Source organism: Sphingomonas sp. NPDC019816, from assembly GCF_050274375.1.
GTDB lineage: Bacteria > Pseudomonadota > Alphaproteobacteria > Sphingomonadales > Sphingomonadaceae > Sphingomonas.
The window spans coordinates 1-15897 of record NZ_JBNNOB010000088.1; the positions used below are offsets into that span (position 1 = coordinate 1).

The window sequence follows — 15897 nt, forward strand, 5'->3', positions numbered from 1 at the left end:
GAGGTCGAAAAAGGCGGGAAAACGCTTTTTACCTACACGATTCTTTTCCGCTTTTCTCGATCGCGCAAGCGTGTAGAAGGAACGGTGGGCCCGCCCCCTCACTTTTTGATCGCTTTGCGCGCCCCCGGCGCCGCGACCGTGCCCAGCCCGACTACGTCGAGCACGACTTCCTGCGCGCCGCGATGCTCGATGGCATCGCCGAACGGCTGGACGCCGTTACCCGGCCGTTCCGCGACGTGCTGGACCTGGGCTGTTTCGACGGTGCCTTTTCGCCCCCGCCGGGCGCGCGAGTCGCGCGGGCCGATGCCGGCTTCGCCTTCGCACGGGCCGTAAAGGGCGTGCAGGCGGACGAGGATCGTCTGCCCTTCGCCGATCGCAGCTTCGACCTGGTGGTCAGCGCGGGCGTGCTCGACCAGATCGACGATCTGCCCGGCGCATTGACCCTGATCCGCCGTGTCCTGCGTCCCGACGGGCTGTTCCTGGGGGCTTTCGTCGGTGGCGGCTCGCTGCCCCGGCTGCGCGCCGCCCTGCGCCAGGCCGAGGCCGAGCGGCCGGTCGCCCGGCTGCACCCGCAGGTGGATGTGCGTTCGGCGGGCGACCTGCTGATGCGCGCGGGCTTCACCCTGCCGGTCGCGGATGTGGAGACGCTGGATGTCCGTTATCGCGACTTCGGGCGGTTGCTGGGCGATCTGCGCGGCATGGCGGCAAGCAATCTCCTGGCCGAGCGGCGACCGATCGGGCGCACCGCGCTCGCCTCGGCGGCGAATGGCTTTGCGGCGATGGCGGACCCCGATGGCCGGACGGCGGAGCAGTTCAGCCTGGTCTTCCTGACCGGTTGGGGCCCCGACCCGTCACAGCCCTTGCCCGCCAAACGCGGCAGCGCGACGGCCTCGCTGGCCGATGCCCTGCGCGTCGCCAAGGACGAATGATCAGGCGATCATCGATCCGCCGCGGTCGCCCGCCAGGATCCGGCCCATCGCCTCGAACAGCTGGTCCATCGCGACCGGCTTGACGATGACGTCATCGGCGCCCGCCCCCAGGCAGCGTTCGCGCAGGTCGATTCCGCTATCGGCAGTGACGACGATGATCGGCAGTTCCGCTTTGGCGTCTTCGCGCGCCCGGATATGGCGGATCGCGGTGATGCCATCCATGCCCGGCATGCGAAGGTCGATCAGGACCATGTGATAGGTGTCGCGGTCGATCATCTCCAGACCGATCTCGGCGCTTTCCGCCTCCGCCATGGTCGCGCCCGCGACATCGAGCATGTCGCGCACGACCCGCCGGTTCATGCGATCATCCTCGATGAAGAGGACGTTCATCGTCCTCCCCTCATCGCGTCGACGCGTGGACTATGAAGCGCAATCATGAGTCCGCCCTACCGGTCATGCCGCTTGCGTTACAAGTGCGCTATGTTGTGTTTGCGACGAGGCATCAAATAACATTCGCATCACCTCCGCTCCCGCGATGGGCTTCGCGATAACCTTGATCAATTCGGCCGGGGGAGATTCGTTCCGTTCGAGCGGTTCGGTGTCGGGCCACAAAAGCGTGATCGGACGGTCCGGGGGCGTCGCGGCGCGAATCGTGCGAAGCGCCGCTTCGGGCCCGTCGTCGCGGACTGCGCTGTCGTCGACCAGGACCTGCGCCACGTCGCCATCGCGCAGACAGGCCACCGCTTCCGCCGGCGATCTGGCGAAGACGGGCCGGGCATAGGGGTGGGCGAGCTTGGTCCACATCGCGCGCCGGATCGGATTGCGATCGACGATCAGCAAATAGGGGAGGTCGGGTTCATCCGGCGCGGGGGCCGCCTGTTCGATCAGCGGCAGGGACAAGGTGAAGCGCGCGCCCCGCCCCGCCTCGCTGACCACCGTCACGTCGCCGCCCATCGCCTGTGCCAGACGCCGGCAGATGGCGAGGCCGAGGCCCGTGCCCCCAAACTGACGCGTCGTGCTGGCGTCGGCTTGTCGAAACGCCTCGAATATGTCGTCCAGCTTGTCCGGGGGAATGCCGATGCCGGTGTCGCTGACGCGGATCGCCACGCCGCCCTGTTCGCGATGGACCGACAGGTCGACCCGGCCTTGTGCCGTGAATTTCAAGGCGTTGGACAACAGGTTGAAGACGATCTGGCGGATACGGGCCGGGTCGCCCGTCACGATTGCCGGGCAGTCGCGGAGGTCGATGACGAAAGCGACACCCTTGGCCGCCGCCTGATCCTCCCATAGGCGCGACGCCTCGCGGATCGTGGCCGCCAGATCGAACGGCGTGCTTTCGAGCGTCAGCCGGCCATGCTCGATCTTGGCGACGTCCAGAAGGTCGTCGACCAGCGCGCGCATCGTCAGGCCCGCACCGTGCATCACCTCGACCCGCTCGCGCGTGTCGGGGGGGAGGTGTCCGTCCGCCAGCATCACCTGGGTCATGCCTAGGATGCCGTTCAGGGGGGTGCGAATCTCATGGCTGGTGGTGGCGAGGAACTCTGTCTTGACCGCCAGCGCCTTTTCCAGCCGGTCGTTGGTAATCGCCAGATCGCCATGCGCCGCGCGGATGCGGTCGCGGCTGCGTCCCAACGTGAACAGCCAGATGCCGAGCAGGGCCAGCACGACGATGACCGCGCCGACCGAGCCGAACATGATCAGCCGCTCGGTACGCAACTGTTCGCGCTCGAAGGCGATATTGCGTTGCAGGTCGGCGGCCTTCATCCGCGCGATGCGCAGTTCCTGATTGGCGAAATCGAACCGCGCGCTCATCAGCGCCAGATTGGTGGAGGTCGCCAGACGGGTCGATTCGTCATCGATCCGTTTCAGTGCCTGAAGATGCCGAAGCGCGTCCTCCGTCCGCCCGGTGGCGCTGTAGATGTCATAGGCGGTCTTGTGCGCATCGCGCAGCGATACCGGCGTGGTCGACAGGTCGGTGCCCGCAAAACTCCGGTCGATCGCCGCGGCGGCGGCCGGATAACGGCCACGCTGGAACGCCGCCTGCGCCGCGATGCTCGACAGCGCCCGCTGGTCGGCCGGGCCGGCGTCGGGATCGACCCGCCGCGCCTTGTCGAGGGCCAGCTCGGCGGCATCGATCCGCCCGAGACGCAACTCCCCGCGCGCGATGTTGCGCCAGATCAGACCCTGAAGCGGTTTGCTATCGACCTTCTGAGCGAGACGCAGCGCATTTTGGAATTGCAATAAGGCATCCTGTACGCGGGACAAACCGCCCAGCGTCTGTGCCCGGTTGTTCAAAATCGCCAAGCGGAAGACGTCGTCGCCCTGATAGGTCGTGCTGGCCAGCTCAAGATAATGAAGCGCGGATGTGAAATCCTGCGCATCATTATAAAGGTCGGCGATCTGGACCAGGGCGCGCGCCTGCCCCCGCGCATTGTTCAGCTGCTGGAAGACGCGGTGTGCCGACTGATACGCACTCAAGGCACCGGCGATATTGCTTCGTTCCCTTTCGATCGCGCCGCGTGACAGCAAAAGGTTTCCGTAGAGTTCGGATCGGGGCGCCAGCCGCCGGACGGTGGTCACCGCCCGGTTGATGAGCGTCGCTGCCTGAGCATGGTGGTTGAGACGAATCTGCGATTCGCCCTTCAACCAGTCGGTCGTGGCGAATGCCAGCGAACGTTCGTCGCCCGGCTGCATCGCCGCCGCCACGCGCTTTGCTTGCTCGGCATGCTCGATGACGAGACCGGGATCGCGCAGCATGGCTGCCTTCGCGGCCTCAACGGCGCGATCGAAGGACGGCGGTATCGATGCTCTCGCCTCGGCGCCCGCGATCAGCAGGGCCAGGGCGACGATGCCGACCCTAAGCGCGCGCATGCGCGACGAAGCGCCCCAGCGACAGCGGAGTCGCCCGCTCGATCACCGCCTGATGCGCCTGTTCGTCGAGGAATTGGCAAAGCGCGTCGAAGCCGATCGGACGGCTGATTAGATAGCCCTGCACCATGTCGCACCCCATCACGGTCAGCAGCGCCAGCGCCGCCGGCGTCTCGACCCCCTCGGCGACGACCTCCATTTCCAGCGCATGGGCGAGGTCGATCGTGGAACGGACGATCAGGGGATCGCGATTGGAACTGGTCAACTGCGTGATGAACAGCTTGTCGATCTTCAGTTCGCAGGCGGGCAACTGCTTGAGGTAGGACAGCGAGGAGAGGCCGGCCCCGTAATCGTCGATCGCCAGCGCGATGCCCATATCGACGAAGGTCTGGAGGTTGGCGATAGCGCTTTCGGGATCGCGAATGACCGATGTCTCCGTGATCTCGAACCCGATGCACGCGCCGCCGTCCCTCACCAGTGCACAGGCCCGCCGGACGAAATCCGGGTCGCCGAGCAGGATGCCGGAGATGTTGATGAAGATGCGTTGCGGGTGGCCGGCCTGGTCCAGGCGGCGCTGGTCGGCGATCACTCGCCGCATCGTCCAGAGGGTAAGGGGCGCGATGATCCGCGATTCCTCGGCGACCGGGATGAACTCGACCGGCGAGATCATGCCATGCACCGGATGCCGCCAGCGAAGCAGCGCCTCGATGCTGCATACCCGTTGCTGACGGACATGCACCTTGGGCTGATATTCGACGAACAGCGCATCATGTTCGATCGCGTGGGTCAGGTCGCGGGCCAGCGTGATGCGATCCAGCCGGTCGACGCGGACGGCCAGGTCGCGGACGACAGACCGACATTCGATATGCGCATCGGCCAAGGCCTGCTCGGCTTCTTCCAGCAGACGAATATCGTCTTCGTGCGGCTTCATCGCGGTCGCGGCGGCGAGTACCGGCTCGATCCGGCATGGCTGCCCGGCCACGGTGAAGGGGCGCGCCAACGCGGTCGCAAGCACCGCCAGATGCACGTCGACCGCCGCACGGTCCGCCCCCAGCAGCATGATCTCGACCTGCGTCGAACTCGTCGATCGCACCACCGCGTCGGGAAACAACCCGGTCACCCGCGCCGCTACCGCCTCGGCCAGCAAGCCGCTCTGTTCGCGACCGATATGCCGGCGCAGCGTCGCGAAATTGCCGATCGCGATCAGGATCAGGAACTGCCAGGACGAATCGTCCCCCATCACCTGTCGTTCGTGGCCGACAGGGGCAGGGTCGCCAGGCGCAAATCGAGTGAGATCGTCGTTCACGCGACCCAGCCTAAGCGCCATCCTTAAAGAAGGTGTTAACCCCATTTGCGCCGTTGCGACGAACTGTCGTCCTTCAGCGCACAGATCCCATTGCGATATGGTTAACTTGGCGTTAACCATCATCTTGCGCCCAGGCGGGCGTCAATAGGGAGAAAAACCCATGCTGAAGTTCATTCTCGCGATGATCTGGGGTGAGTCCATTCGCCCCTGGTAAATATAGGTTATGATGTGAAGCGATCCGGGATGATATTGACCGGGTCGCTTCATGTCTCTTCGGGTGTCACATCGACATCTTTTACATCCGCTATCGGACCAGATCTTCCGCCAGCCTCAGCATGAAGGCGGCGCCGCGTTCCAGCTGTGCGATGTCGATATACTCGTCCGGCTGGTGCGCCTGCGCGATCGATCCGGGGCCGCAGATGATCGTCGAGAATCCCGCCCCCTGGAACTGTCCCGCCTCGGCGGCATAGGGCACGGCGCGCGCGGGGCCGTTATCGCCCGCCCATCCTCGTGCCAGCCGCTCCGCCATCCCATCGGGTTCGGGGGCGAAGGACGGCGTGCGCGAGCGGCGTTCCACCTGAACCCCCGCCCCGGCGAATCGCGCCGACAGCATGGCGTCCGCCTCGGCACAGGCCGCGAAGAAGGGCCCGAGCAGTTCTTCGGGATCCTGGCCCGGCAAGGTCCGCAGGTCGAAGGCGAAGCGACATTCCCGCGCCAGGATATTGACCGCCGTGCCGCCCTGCACCTGCCCGATGGTCAGCGTCGCGTGATGCGGGCAGAAGGGACTGTGCGGATCGCCCTCCCCCGCCAGGCGATCGGCCAGATCGGCGAGCCGCTGCATCAGCCGCACGGCGACCATATTGGCCGAGGCACCCAAATGGGTGAGGCTCGAATGGGCCTCATGCCCCGTCACCGTCACGATCCACGTCGCGATCCCCTTGTGGCCGCTGACCACCACCATCTCGGTCGGCTCGCCCACCACGACGGCGACGGGCGGCGGAACGTGCTGCGCGATCTCGGCGATCATCGACGGGGCGCCCAGACAGCCGACTTCCTCGTCATAGGAAAAGGCCAGATGGAGCGGCCGTGCCACCCCCTGCCGCGCGACGATCGGCGCAACCGCCAGCGATAGCGCCAGGAACCCCTTCATGTCGCAGGTGCCACGCCCGAACAGCCGGTCGCCGCGCCGGGTCAGCCGCCACGGATCGCTGGCCCATGGCTGTCCATCGACGGGCACCACATCGCTATGCCCCGACAGCACGACGCCACCGCGCTCCATGGGGCCGATGGTCGCGTAGAGATTTGCCTTGGTCCCCTCGGCATTGGCGACACGCCGGCCGGTGACGCCGATGCCGGTCAGATGCCGCTCGACATAGGCGATCAGTTCAAGGTTGGATTCGCGTGACGTGGTATCGATCGCGATCAGATCGGCGAGGATCGCGGTGGCATCGGCGGTGAGGCGGTCGGGGGTCATGGCGGCATCCTGCCCCATGTCACCCCATGGCGAAACCCCGCTGACGGAGCGGCGGCCAGGAATACCTTCCCAGCCGCCGCCCCGTCAGCCAGCGTCAGAAATCGCGCGAGTAGCGCAAGCTCGCCGCCGATCCGCCGAACGATCCCGTTTGCGTCAGCAGGCTAAGTGTCCGGGTCAGCGCGATCTGCAACTGCGTGGCGGTGAAGCCGCGCGCGTCGGTCACGATCTCGACATAGATGTCGTCGGTCAGATACTTGCCCGCCGCCAAGCTGGTGCCACGCCCGGTCGCCTCGTCGGCCCCCAGGACGCGCAGACGGTCGAACCCGGTCGCGGAGCGCAGCTTGCCCAGCGGATTGAGCCCACCGCCCGACCCGCGCAGCGAGTTGAGCGCGGCGGCCAGCTGGATCGCCTCGGTCGCCGAGAGATTCTCCGGGTTGGTGCCGAACAGCAGGCGGCTGAGCACCTCGTCCTGCGGCAGCGTCGGGGTCGAGGTGAAGCTGATCTGCGGACGCTGGCCTGTGCCGGTGACGTTGATCACGGCGGTGATGCCATCGGTGGTCGTCGTCGCCTGGATGTTGATGTCCGGGTCGGTCAGCGCGCCGCCCCGGAAGCGCACCGTGCCCCGGTTCACATCGAACCGCTTGCCGGCGAAGCTATAGGTACCGCGCACCAGATCGAGCCCGCCATTGATCGTCGGCGCCGCACTGGTTCCACCGATGCGCAGGTCCATCTCCCACTCCGACTCCAGCCCCATGCCGGAGACGAACAGCTGGTTGTCCGCACGCACCCGCAGGTCGAGGCGGAACAGCCCCGCCGGCTTGGGCGGCGCCGGGCGATCGGTCGGCCGAGGGGTACGGATCTCGCTGCGGCGACGCACGCCGGTCAGCTCGGGCACCTCGGCCTGGCCCTGACGGATGATCTGATAGCGCGCGTTGGGCACGGTCAGGTCGCCCTGGATCAGCCCGCCGTCACGACCATTGGTGATGCGGATCGTGCCGCTGGTGGTCGCGGCCAGCGCATCGCTGTCGGCCAGGCGCGCATTGTTGAGCTGCGCGCGAATATCCATGGGATAGCCGCTGTCGGCCGCCAGCCCGATCGAGCCCTGCGCCTGGATGCTGCCCTCACCCGCCTTGGCCTGGAGCCGTGTGATCTCCAGCCGGTCGTTGGTGAAGCGGCCGGCCAGCTGCATGTTGGTCAGGCGCGTGCCGTAGCTTTCATTGTCATAGGTCAGATTGTCGGCGCGGATCAGGCCGTTCAGCTGCGGCGCGGACACGCGTCCGCCGAAGTCGGCGGCCACCGCGATCGGACCGGTCAGCTGCTGATTGGGCAGCGCGGCGAAGGAGAACAGCACCGAGGACGGGCCGTTATAACGGATGCCACCCGACAGCGGCGCCTGCATCAGCCGGTTGACCCAGCCGCCATTGCCCGGAGGCAGCGGCCGCAGGTTGGCGACCATGCGACCGACCACCGTCTGCCCACGCCGGATCAGCGCACGCGCCTCGCCGCCATCGGCGACCAGCCGGCCCGCGAAGACGACATCGACCGCCTCCGACACCGCCGCCAGGCCGGTGCGACGGAAATTGGCAATGGTCAGTCGCGCCTCGGCCGTCGGGAAGCTGGCCCCCTGCGCCTGTGTGAAGTCCAACGAACCCGTCGCCTGTCCCGAAATGCCGAGATTGGGGACGAAGGCGTCGAGGATCGACATCTGGAGCTGGTCAAGCCGTGCCTGGACGTTCAAGCCCTTGCCATAGGAGCCGCCCATCAGCACCGAACCCCGCCCGAAATCGATCCGGGTCGGCGACAGTCGCCATGCACCCTGATCCTGGCGGACCCGCGCCGGATTGGCGGTGCGGAAGCGGATGCCGTTGGCCTGGCCCTGCGCCGCGACCAAATATTCGCTGGGCGACAGGCGGGCGTTCAGCGCCACGTTGAAGGGGATGCTCGACGATCCGGTCAGCACGGCCTGCGCGGTGCCGCGCCCGCCGGTATAGTTCACCTTGGCGCGCGCCGACTGGATCACGACCTCGCCATAGCGCGTATCGGCCAGCTGTGCGTCGGCGACGATCTGCGGTGCCTTGGGCAGCATCACCACGCTGGCGTTGACGATGGCGCGACCGATGGTGAAGTCGACCGCCCCGGGGACGCGTGCATTATACGCGCGCGCGGCAATATCGGCGCGCTGATTGCCGCCCTGATCGGCCAGCTGGACGCGGCCGTTGATCCCCTGCCCGGCGAATTGCAGCGCGCCCGCGAACGGCCCGGCGGCGGTCTGCACGACGCGTCCCGTCGCGTTGATCCCGGCGAAGACCAGGCTGCGGATATCGATCGCCAGCTGGCGCCCCGTGCTGACCAGCACATCGGCGGTGAAGGGCCCATAGTTGGTGTCGCCCTTGGCGTTCACCGCATAGGCGCCGTTGCGGCCCACGACCCGCGCCTGGAGATTGGCCAGCCCCACCCCGACGCCAGGCCGCGGCGCGGTCAGCACCACCACCGGATTGGTCTGCGACCCCGTCACCCGTGCACTCAGCGGGCCATATTGGGTGGAATAGGCATCGGCCGACACCGCCACCGCGCCGGTGGCCGGATCATAACGCCCCTGCCCCCGCGTCACGCGGAACTGGGGTGCGGTGAGGCGAAGTCCGCTGAAGGTCACGATGCCCTGCGGGCTGTATTCGACATCGGCACGAACGATGGCGTTGCCGCCCAGGAAGTTGCGTGCGCCCTCGTTGAAGATCTGCGAGGTACGGGCGACCACGCGCCCCTGCATCCCGAACCCGCCCGGTGTCGCCACCAGATCGGCATCGGTGGTCAGGTTGACGATGCCGATGCTCTCGACCCGGTAATTGTTCACCCGGCCCTTCAGCGCCCCGGTATAGCGACCGGTGTTCAGGTTCGCGACGACCACCGCCGTGGCATCGATATTGTCCGAACGGATGCGCAGATTGTCCGACAGGATATTGGGCATGGCGATCGCGAAATCGCCCTGGATCGCGACATTGTTGGTCAGGCCACCCACCGCCGCGTTGAGCCCCGCGATCCGCTTCGCCCGCGCCTTGACCGGCACCAGGATGCGGTCGGCGTTCACCTTCGCCAGACCCTCGGCATAGAGATTTTCGACCGAGGTCTCGCCAAAGCCCAGCGCGCCGGCGCGGATCTTGTAGTCCACCGTCGGCGTCGCGAACGCACCATCCAGCACCACGCGCGCCAGTACGTCGCGGCCACGCAGGCTGGGCGCGATGGCGCCGGGCGTCAGCAGCCTGGCATCGACCGCGAAATTGCCGAACCGGCTGTTCGCCAGGTCGAGCAGGCCGCCAGCATCGACCATCAACGCCGAGGAGCGCAGCTTCATCCGCGTATCGGCACGCCGTTCGTTGAGCGTGGTGTCGATCGCAACCTGTAGCGCGGGTGCGGTCAACCGCTCGACCGGCCCTTCCAGATACAGGCCGGGCCGGGTCACGCCGCGCACCTCGATATGTCCGTCGCGCGCGGTGGCGTTCAGATTGGCGAGTTCACCGCCGCCAAGCGTCGCGACCGCGCGCCCCTGCCACGCCTTCCAACCGCCGCGTCCGTCGACCGCCAGCGTCAACGGCGCCTTCAGACTGGCCATCGATGCGACGACGCCACCGGTCGGTGCGGTCAGCTTGATGTCCACTGCCATGCGGTCGGCATCGGGCACGGCGTCGAGCATGAAGCGAAGACGATCACCGCCGGCGACCCCCGGCGCGCGCAGCGCGTCGGCGCTGGCCGTCACCTGCGCGCGGCGGTCCGCGATATGCACCTTGCCGTCGATCGCCAGCACATGGCGCTGCCCAGTCACCGGTGCGCCGATCACGAAGCGCTTCAGCGTCAGGCGGTTCACATCGATGTCGAGATCGGGGAGCAGCGGCGCGTTGGGGTCGCTCGGCGTCGGCTTGAGTTCGGGCTTGCGCGCCAGCGTGACCAGATCGGCGCTCAGCGAGCGGACATCGATATGATTGTTGGTATAGGCGAAGGGACGCCAGTCGACATTCAGCCGAGGACTGGACAGGAACACGCCCTTGGGATCGCTGACCCGCAGGTCGACCAGGCTCATCCGGCCATAGAGTGACCCCTCGATCCGTCCGACCTTGATGTTCAGGCCCGAGGCGGTGGTGTAACCGCCCAACTGGTCCGCGACGAACCGGCGGCCGGGATCGGTATTGATGCCCAGCAGGATCGCCCCGACCAGCAGGATCAGGCCTAGGATCGTGAAGCCGATCCATTTCAGGATGCGTTGCCACAGTGGGCGACGCACCACGACGGTCTCGGTCGCGGCCACGGGCTCCGGCGACATGCCCTGTTCGTCCGCCATCAGAATGCCTGCCCGATCGAAATATAGAGTGCCACCTTGCCGTCACCCGGACGCGGGTTCAGCGGGGTTGCGACGTCGACGCGCAGCGGCCCGAAATTGGTATAGAAGCGCCCGCCGATGCCAGCGCCGAAGCGCAGGTCCTTGCCCGTAGGCAAGGTGCTCGTATAGCTGTTGCCCGCGTCCACGAACGGCACGATGCCGAAATTGCCGAAGCGATAGCGCGCCTCCAGCGAGAATTCGTTCAAGCTGCGTCCACCAACCGGGTTGCCCTGCGGGTCGAACGGCCCCAGCCGCTGGAAGCCATAACCGCGCACCGATCCGCCGCCACCGCCATAATAACGCCGCGACGGCGCCAGATCGTCACGCTCGATGCCGAAGATCGCGCCCGCCCGCGCGCGGCCGGCGATCACCAGGCTGGTCATTGCGGGGTAATAGAAGGTCCCCTCGATCATCGTGCGCGCATAGGGGCGCACCGCGCCGCGCACCGAGGTCTCGGGGCTGAGGTTCAGTTTCAGGCGATAGCCGCGCGTCGGATTGAGCAGGTCGTCGGACTGGTCGAACACCGCCTGCGCCGGGATAGCGGCGATGCCATAGGTGCCGCGCCGCCGCTCGCCCAGCGTGAAGTCGTACACGCTTTCGTTGGTGCCGGTCAGTTCGCCGCCAAAGGCATAGGTGAACTTCTTCTGCCAGATCGGCGTCGAGTCGTAGCTCCAACGGAAGGCGACGGTGCCGATGAACGCATCGAACGCATCGTAATTCTGGTGGCTGGCCGAAGCGATCACCTGGAAGGTGCGATCGCGCCGCCCGGCGTTCGACCGGCGGAAGGTCCCGCTGAGACCCTGTTCCTGCGTGCCCGCGATGACCGAGGCGATGATCGCCCCTTCGGGCTTGAAGGCGTTGCGATTGGTGAAGCTGCCCTGCAAGCGCACGCCCTGCCCGGTGGAATAGCCGCCTTCACCCGACAAGGTGCGCGCCGGCCCCTTGGTCTGGGTGACCTGAAGGTCGATCGCCTCGGTGCCGTCGGGGTTCATCCGCCCGGTCCGCTTGGGCTCGACCGCGACGCCGTTGAACAGGCCGGTCGCGACCAGCGCGTTGCGCAGGTCGTCGGTCAGGCGCGAATCATAGAGCTGGCCTTCCTCGAACCGGGGAAAGACGTTGAGATGGCCGAGGTCGAAGACCTTGTCGCCGGTCGTCGTCAGCTGGCCGAAGGCGGAGCGCGGGCCGGTATCGACGGGCAGGGTATAGGCGCCGACCGGCTCGGGCCCCTGATCCTCCAGCAATATGTCGCGTTCCCCGACCTTGACGAAGGGATAGCCGCGTTGTGGCAGGACCAGACTGACATTGGCCTCCGCCCCCTCGATCCGCGCCGCCTCGATCGGGTCGCCGACCTTGATCGGCAGGTTGTTGCGGACCAGGTCGGGCGGCGTGGTCGGCGCCGCGTTCACCGTGACCGACGACAGCCGATAGAGCCGCCCCGGCGTCGCGGTCAGCGTGACCTTCAGGCGCCCCGCCTGCCCCTCGCCCTGGTCCTCGCGCTGAAGGGAGGAGACGGCGGTCGCGTCGTAATAGCCCAGCGACTTCATGAGGCGGACAGCCAGCTGCTCGTCCTCACGCGCACGCGCCGATACCTGGGTCGCGTTGCTCGCCTTGCCCTTGCCTTCGCGTAGCGCCGACAGCGAGCGGAACTCGTCGTCGAGCTTCAACTCGGCCAGCCCCTTGACCTCCATGTCATAGCGGATGTCGGGCGCACGGTCGCCCTGCACGTCCGCCGCCGTCTGAAGCGGGGTCGAATCGAAGCTGTTGAGCGGGGTCAGCGGTTGCGCCAGCTGCGGATCCTCGGGCCCGACCGGCGCGATCGTGTCGCCGGTGGCGAGCGGCTGGGCCGTCGCCGATGCGGGAAGTGGCGTCCCGGTTTGGGGCGTGGCGGTCTGGGGCGTGGGGATTGCCGTCGCCGCCGGTTGCGTGTCGCGCATGGTCGACATCGGTTCCAGCGGCGCATTGATGTCGCCGCTCAAGGGCGGCAGCGCGGCGTTGAACTGCGCGTCGGGGACGATCGGTGCGTTACCCTGTGGATCGGCGCCTTCGCGCACCTCGCGCGGCAGGTCGGGGCCGCGTGCCGGCGCGGTGCCCGGTTGGCTCAATTGCGCCTGGGCGGGGGAGATAAGGGATGAAGGAACGACCAGCGCGACGGCGAGCCAATAATGTCTACCAATCCGTCGCGTCACGCCGCTCCAAGCCCCTTTCTACAGGGCCCTTCCGTATTTCGGATCGATCCCCCAACGCCCCCTAAACGCCAAAACGTCCTCAAGGGTTCCGTTGCGGATCAAGGCGTCTCCGGCGCGCACCCGACCAGGCCCCCCAGCGGCATGACCAGCTCGTCGTGGCCAGGCCGCGCGATCCGCAGCGTCGCGTCGCTGACGATCGCGCCGTCCTTCAGCGTCTCGCGCTGGGCGATGGTCATGTCGAGCGCCGCCTCGACCCCCGCGCCGCCATAGCGCGTGGTGTTGGCCAGCCCCAGCGTACCCGACGCCGCCGCCTGGGTGGCGGCGAGATCGACCTGCTTGCCGTCCAGCATGATGCGCAGCCGGTTGGGCTCGACCATCGCGATAAAGCGCTGGTCCTGCACGCTCCACAGATAGGCCGCACAGCCGCGCGTCGGCAGCTGCTGACGCGGCAGGGTGCCGAGGGCCGGCGTGGCGGTGGTCGATTGGCCACCGGCCAACGCCAGGGCGAGCAGGGTGGAAAGCATCATGCCGCCATCCCTATCATCAACAGCCATGCCGGATAAGCCGCCAGTGCGAGCAGCAGGCCCAGCGGCACCATGTCATTCCCGGCCATACGCCGCCGCCCGACCACATGGCGAAACAGCGCATAGCCCAAGCCGATGATGCAGGCGGTCAGCAGGATCGGCGGCAACATCCACCACCCGAGCCATAGCCCGATCGCCCCCATCAGCTTGGGGTCGCCGCCGCCCATGCCGTCGCGTCCGCGCCAGCGGCGATAGCCCGCCGAGATGCCGACAAGCAGCCCGAACCCGATCATCCCGCCGACGATCCGGTCGCCGAGCGGCGGACCATGGCCGAGCGCGCCCGTCGCCACCCCGGTCGCCGCCAGCCATGCCGTCAACCGATTGGGCAGCCATAGCGCCAGCGCGTCGAGCGCCCCCAGCGCGAGCAGCGACCAGCCGAACAGCGCCCCCGTCCAGCCATCGGGCCCGGCCACCCAGCCGGCACTGGCGCCGATCAGCATGGCAAGCGCCTCGATACGGACATGCGCCGGGTCGATACGCGCGCCGCACCGTGCGCACCGGCCACGCAGCGCCAGCGCGCTGAGCAGCGGAACCAGTTCCCAAACGCGCAACGGAGCACCGCAGGCATCGCATGCCGATCGGCCCGTCAGCACCGATCGATCGTCCAGCCAGCGCAGCACCAGCGCCGCGACGAACGACCCGATGATCGCCCCCGCCCCGCCATAAATCGCCGCCCAGATCGGTGATGCCGCCCCGAAATCCATGCCCGCTCCTACCGCCACGGCCCTTTGCTTGCCACGTCCAAACGTCGTAAGGCCGCGCGCAAAGACCAGAATATCGGAGAGATCGCCGTCATGACGGACCCTATCGTCATCCTGTCCTATGCCCGCACGCCCATGGGATCGTTCCAGGGCAGCCTGGCCGATGTGACCGCCCCGCAACTGGGTGCGACCGCCGTCAGGGCCGCCGTCGAGCGCGCCGGTGTCGCGCCCTCCGCCATCGAGCGCATCCATATGGGCTGCGTCCTGCCCGCCGGCCTGGGCCAGGCGCCCGCGCGCCAGGCGGCGATCTTCGCCGGCCTTGGCGAGCATGTCGAGGCGACGACCGTCAACAAGATGTGCGGATCGGGCATGCAGGCCGCGATCATGGCCGCCGAGGCGCTGGCCGCCGGATCGGCCGACATGATCGTCGCGGGCGGCATGGAGAGCATGACCGGCGCGCCCTATCTCAGCCACAAGCATCGCGGCGGCGCGCGCATCGGCCACGACACGCTATATGATCACATGTTCCTCGACGGGCTGGAAGACGCCTATGAGCGCGGCCGGCTGATGGGCCATTTCGCCGAGGAAGCCGCGCAGGAATATCAGTTCACGCGCGGCGCGCAGGACGATTTCGCCATCGCCTCGCTGGAACGCGCCAAGGCGGCACAAGCCTCGGGCGCGTTCGACCGCGAGATCGCGCCGGTCACGGTCAAGACCCGCAAGGGCGAGGTCCTGATCGCCCAGGACGAACAGCCCGCCAAGGGCGACCCGGCCAAGATTCCGACGCTGAAGCCCGCCTTTGCCAAGGATGGCACGATCACGGCGGCCAACGCCTCGTCCATCTCGGACGGCGCGGCGGCGCTGGTGATGACCCGCGCCAGCGTCGCCGATCGCCTGGGCCTGACGCCGATCGCACGCGTCGTCGCGCATGCCGGCCATGCCCATGCCCCGGCCCGCTTCACCACCGCTCCGGTCTTTGCGATGCGCAAGGCGCTGGAGCGCGCCGGCTGGTCGACGGGTGACGCCGACCTGTACGAGGTCAACGAGGCCTTCGCCGCCGTCGCGATGATCGCGATGCGCGACATGGACCTGTCGCACGACCGGCTGAACATCCATGGCGGCGCCTGCGCGCTGGGCCATCCGATCGGCGCCAGCGGCGCACGCGTGCTGGCGACCTTGCTGTCGGCGCTGGAGACGCAAGGGGCTAAGCGCGGAGTGGCGTCGCTCTGCATCGGCGGCGGCGAAGCCACCGCGATGGCCGTGGAGCTGATGTAAGCCCCGGGTCCTACGCCCCCGCCATTTTCTCCGCCCAACCAGCAGAGGGAAGGCTACCCCCTTCTTTCTCGCCTCCCGCAGGCGGGGGCGCGCCCCCTTCCTCTCGCCTCCCGCAGACGGGAGGGGCCTCCTTGTTTCTCCCTTCCCGTTTGCGGGAGGGGTCGGGGGAGGGCAAGGAGTCTCACCGAGACCAGCGCCCGTGGCC

General features: G+C 67.6%; 10 protein-coding genes. 2 read left to right on the top strand and 8 right to left on the bottom strand.

Annotation, left to right across the window (positions count from 1 at the left end):
* The first annotated feature begins 182 nt into the window (after positions 1-182).
* A complete protein-coding gene (locus tag ACQKJZ_RS12890; protein ID WP_427731443.1) occupies positions 183-929 on the top strand; it encodes a class I SAM-dependent methyltransferase in 747 nt (248 codons plus the stop codon).
* Here ACQKJZ_RS12890 and ACQKJZ_RS12895 read toward each other — a convergent pair whose 3' ends face one another.
* The 8 genes from ACQKJZ_RS12895 to ACQKJZ_RS12930 form a co-directional block, all read right to left on the bottom strand.
* On the bottom strand, positions 930-1319 hold the full coding sequence (locus ACQKJZ_RS12895) for a response regulator (RefSeq protein WP_312489666.1): 390 nt from the start codon (positions 1317-1319) through the stop codon (positions 930-932). It lies immediately after the preceding gene.
* A gap of 63 nt (positions 1320-1382) precedes the next feature.
* Positions 1383-3800 (bottom strand): tetratricopeptide repeat-containing sensor histidine kinase, encoded by a 2418-nt coding sequence (locus tag ACQKJZ_RS12900; protein ID WP_427731444.1) that lies wholly within the window; start codon positions 3798-3800, stop codon positions 1383-1385.
* A complete protein-coding gene (locus ACQKJZ_RS12905; RefSeq protein WP_427731445.1) occupies positions 3787-5037 on the bottom strand; it encodes an EAL domain-containing protein in 1251 nt (416 codons plus the stop codon). Before ACQKJZ_RS12905 ends, ACQKJZ_RS12900 begins: the two co-directional genes overlap by 14 nt.
* Before the next feature lie 370 nt (positions 5038-5407).
* Entirely contained in the window at positions 5408-6577 is a 1170-nt protein-coding gene (gene argE / locus ACQKJZ_RS12910) for an acetylornithine deacetylase (protein ID WP_427731446.1), read from the bottom strand.
* Positions 6578-6671: 94 nt separating this feature from the next.
* Positions 6672-10907 (bottom strand): translocation/assembly module TamB domain-containing protein, encoded by a 4236-nt coding sequence (locus ACQKJZ_RS12915; RefSeq protein WP_427731447.1) that lies wholly within the window; start codon positions 10905-10907, stop codon positions 6672-6674.
* A complete protein-coding gene (locus tag ACQKJZ_RS12920; RefSeq protein WP_427731448.1) occupies positions 10907-13132 on the bottom strand; it encodes a BamA/TamA family outer membrane protein in 2226 nt (741 codons plus the stop codon). Before ACQKJZ_RS12920 ends, ACQKJZ_RS12915 begins: the two co-directional genes overlap by 1 nt.
* A gap of 98 nt (positions 13133-13230) precedes the next feature.
* A complete protein-coding gene (locus ACQKJZ_RS12925) occupies positions 13231-13659 on the bottom strand; it encodes a hypothetical protein (RefSeq protein WP_312489661.1) in 429 nt (142 codons plus the stop codon).
* A complete protein-coding gene (locus ACQKJZ_RS12930) occupies positions 13656-14420 on the bottom strand; it encodes a prepilin peptidase (RefSeq protein WP_427731449.1) in 765 nt (254 codons plus the stop codon). The genes ACQKJZ_RS12925 and ACQKJZ_RS12930 overlap by 4 nt, the downstream gene beginning before the upstream one ends.
* 90 nt (positions 14421-14510) lie before the next feature.
* Here ACQKJZ_RS12930 and ACQKJZ_RS12935 point away from each other — a divergent pair, with 90 nt between their 5' ends.
* Positions 14511-15692, top strand: a complete 1182-nt coding sequence (locus ACQKJZ_RS12935) for an acetyl-CoA C-acyltransferase (RefSeq protein ID WP_427731450.1) — start codon at positions 14511-14513, stop codon at positions 15690-15692.
* Positions 15693-15897: the final 205 nt, after the last annotated feature.

What these genes read in the sequence shown, in the direction of transcription:
- ACQKJZ_RS12890 (WP_427731443.1), top strand. Translation starts at nt 183, where the DNA reads ATGCTCGATGGCATCGCCGAACGGCTGGACGCCGTTACCCGGCCGTTC.
- ACQKJZ_RS12895 (WP_312489666.1), bottom strand. Translation starts at nt 1,319, where the DNA reads ATGAACGTCCTCTTCATCGAGGATGATCGCATGAACCGGCGGGTCGTG.
- ACQKJZ_RS12900 (WP_427731444.1), bottom strand. Translation starts at nt 3,800, where the DNA reads ATGCGCGCGCTTAGGGTCGGCATCGTCGCCCTGGCCCTGCTGATCGCG.
- ACQKJZ_RS12905 (WP_427731445.1), bottom strand. Translation starts at nt 5,037, where the DNA reads ATGGGGGACGATTCGTCCTGGCAGTTCCTGATCCTGATCGCGATCGGC.
- argE (WP_427731446.1), bottom strand. Translation starts at nt 6,577, where the DNA reads ATGACCCCCGACCGCCTCACCGCCGATGCCACCGCGATCCTCGCCGAT.
- ACQKJZ_RS12915 (WP_427731447.1), bottom strand. Translation starts at nt 10,907, where the DNA reads ATGGCGGACGAACAGGGCATGTCGCCGGAGCCCGTGGCCGCGACCGAG.
- ACQKJZ_RS12925 (WP_312489661.1), bottom strand. Translation starts at nt 13,659, where the DNA reads ATGATGCTTTCCACCCTGCTCGCCCTGGCGTTGGCCGGTGGCCAATCG.
- ACQKJZ_RS12930 (WP_427731449.1), bottom strand. Translation starts at nt 14,420, where the DNA reads ATGGATTTCGGGGCGGCATCACCGATCTGGGCGGCGATTTATGGCGGG.
- ACQKJZ_RS12935 (WP_427731450.1), top strand. Translation starts at nt 14,511, where the DNA reads ATGACGGACCCTATCGTCATCCTGTCCTATGCCCGCACGCCCATGGGA.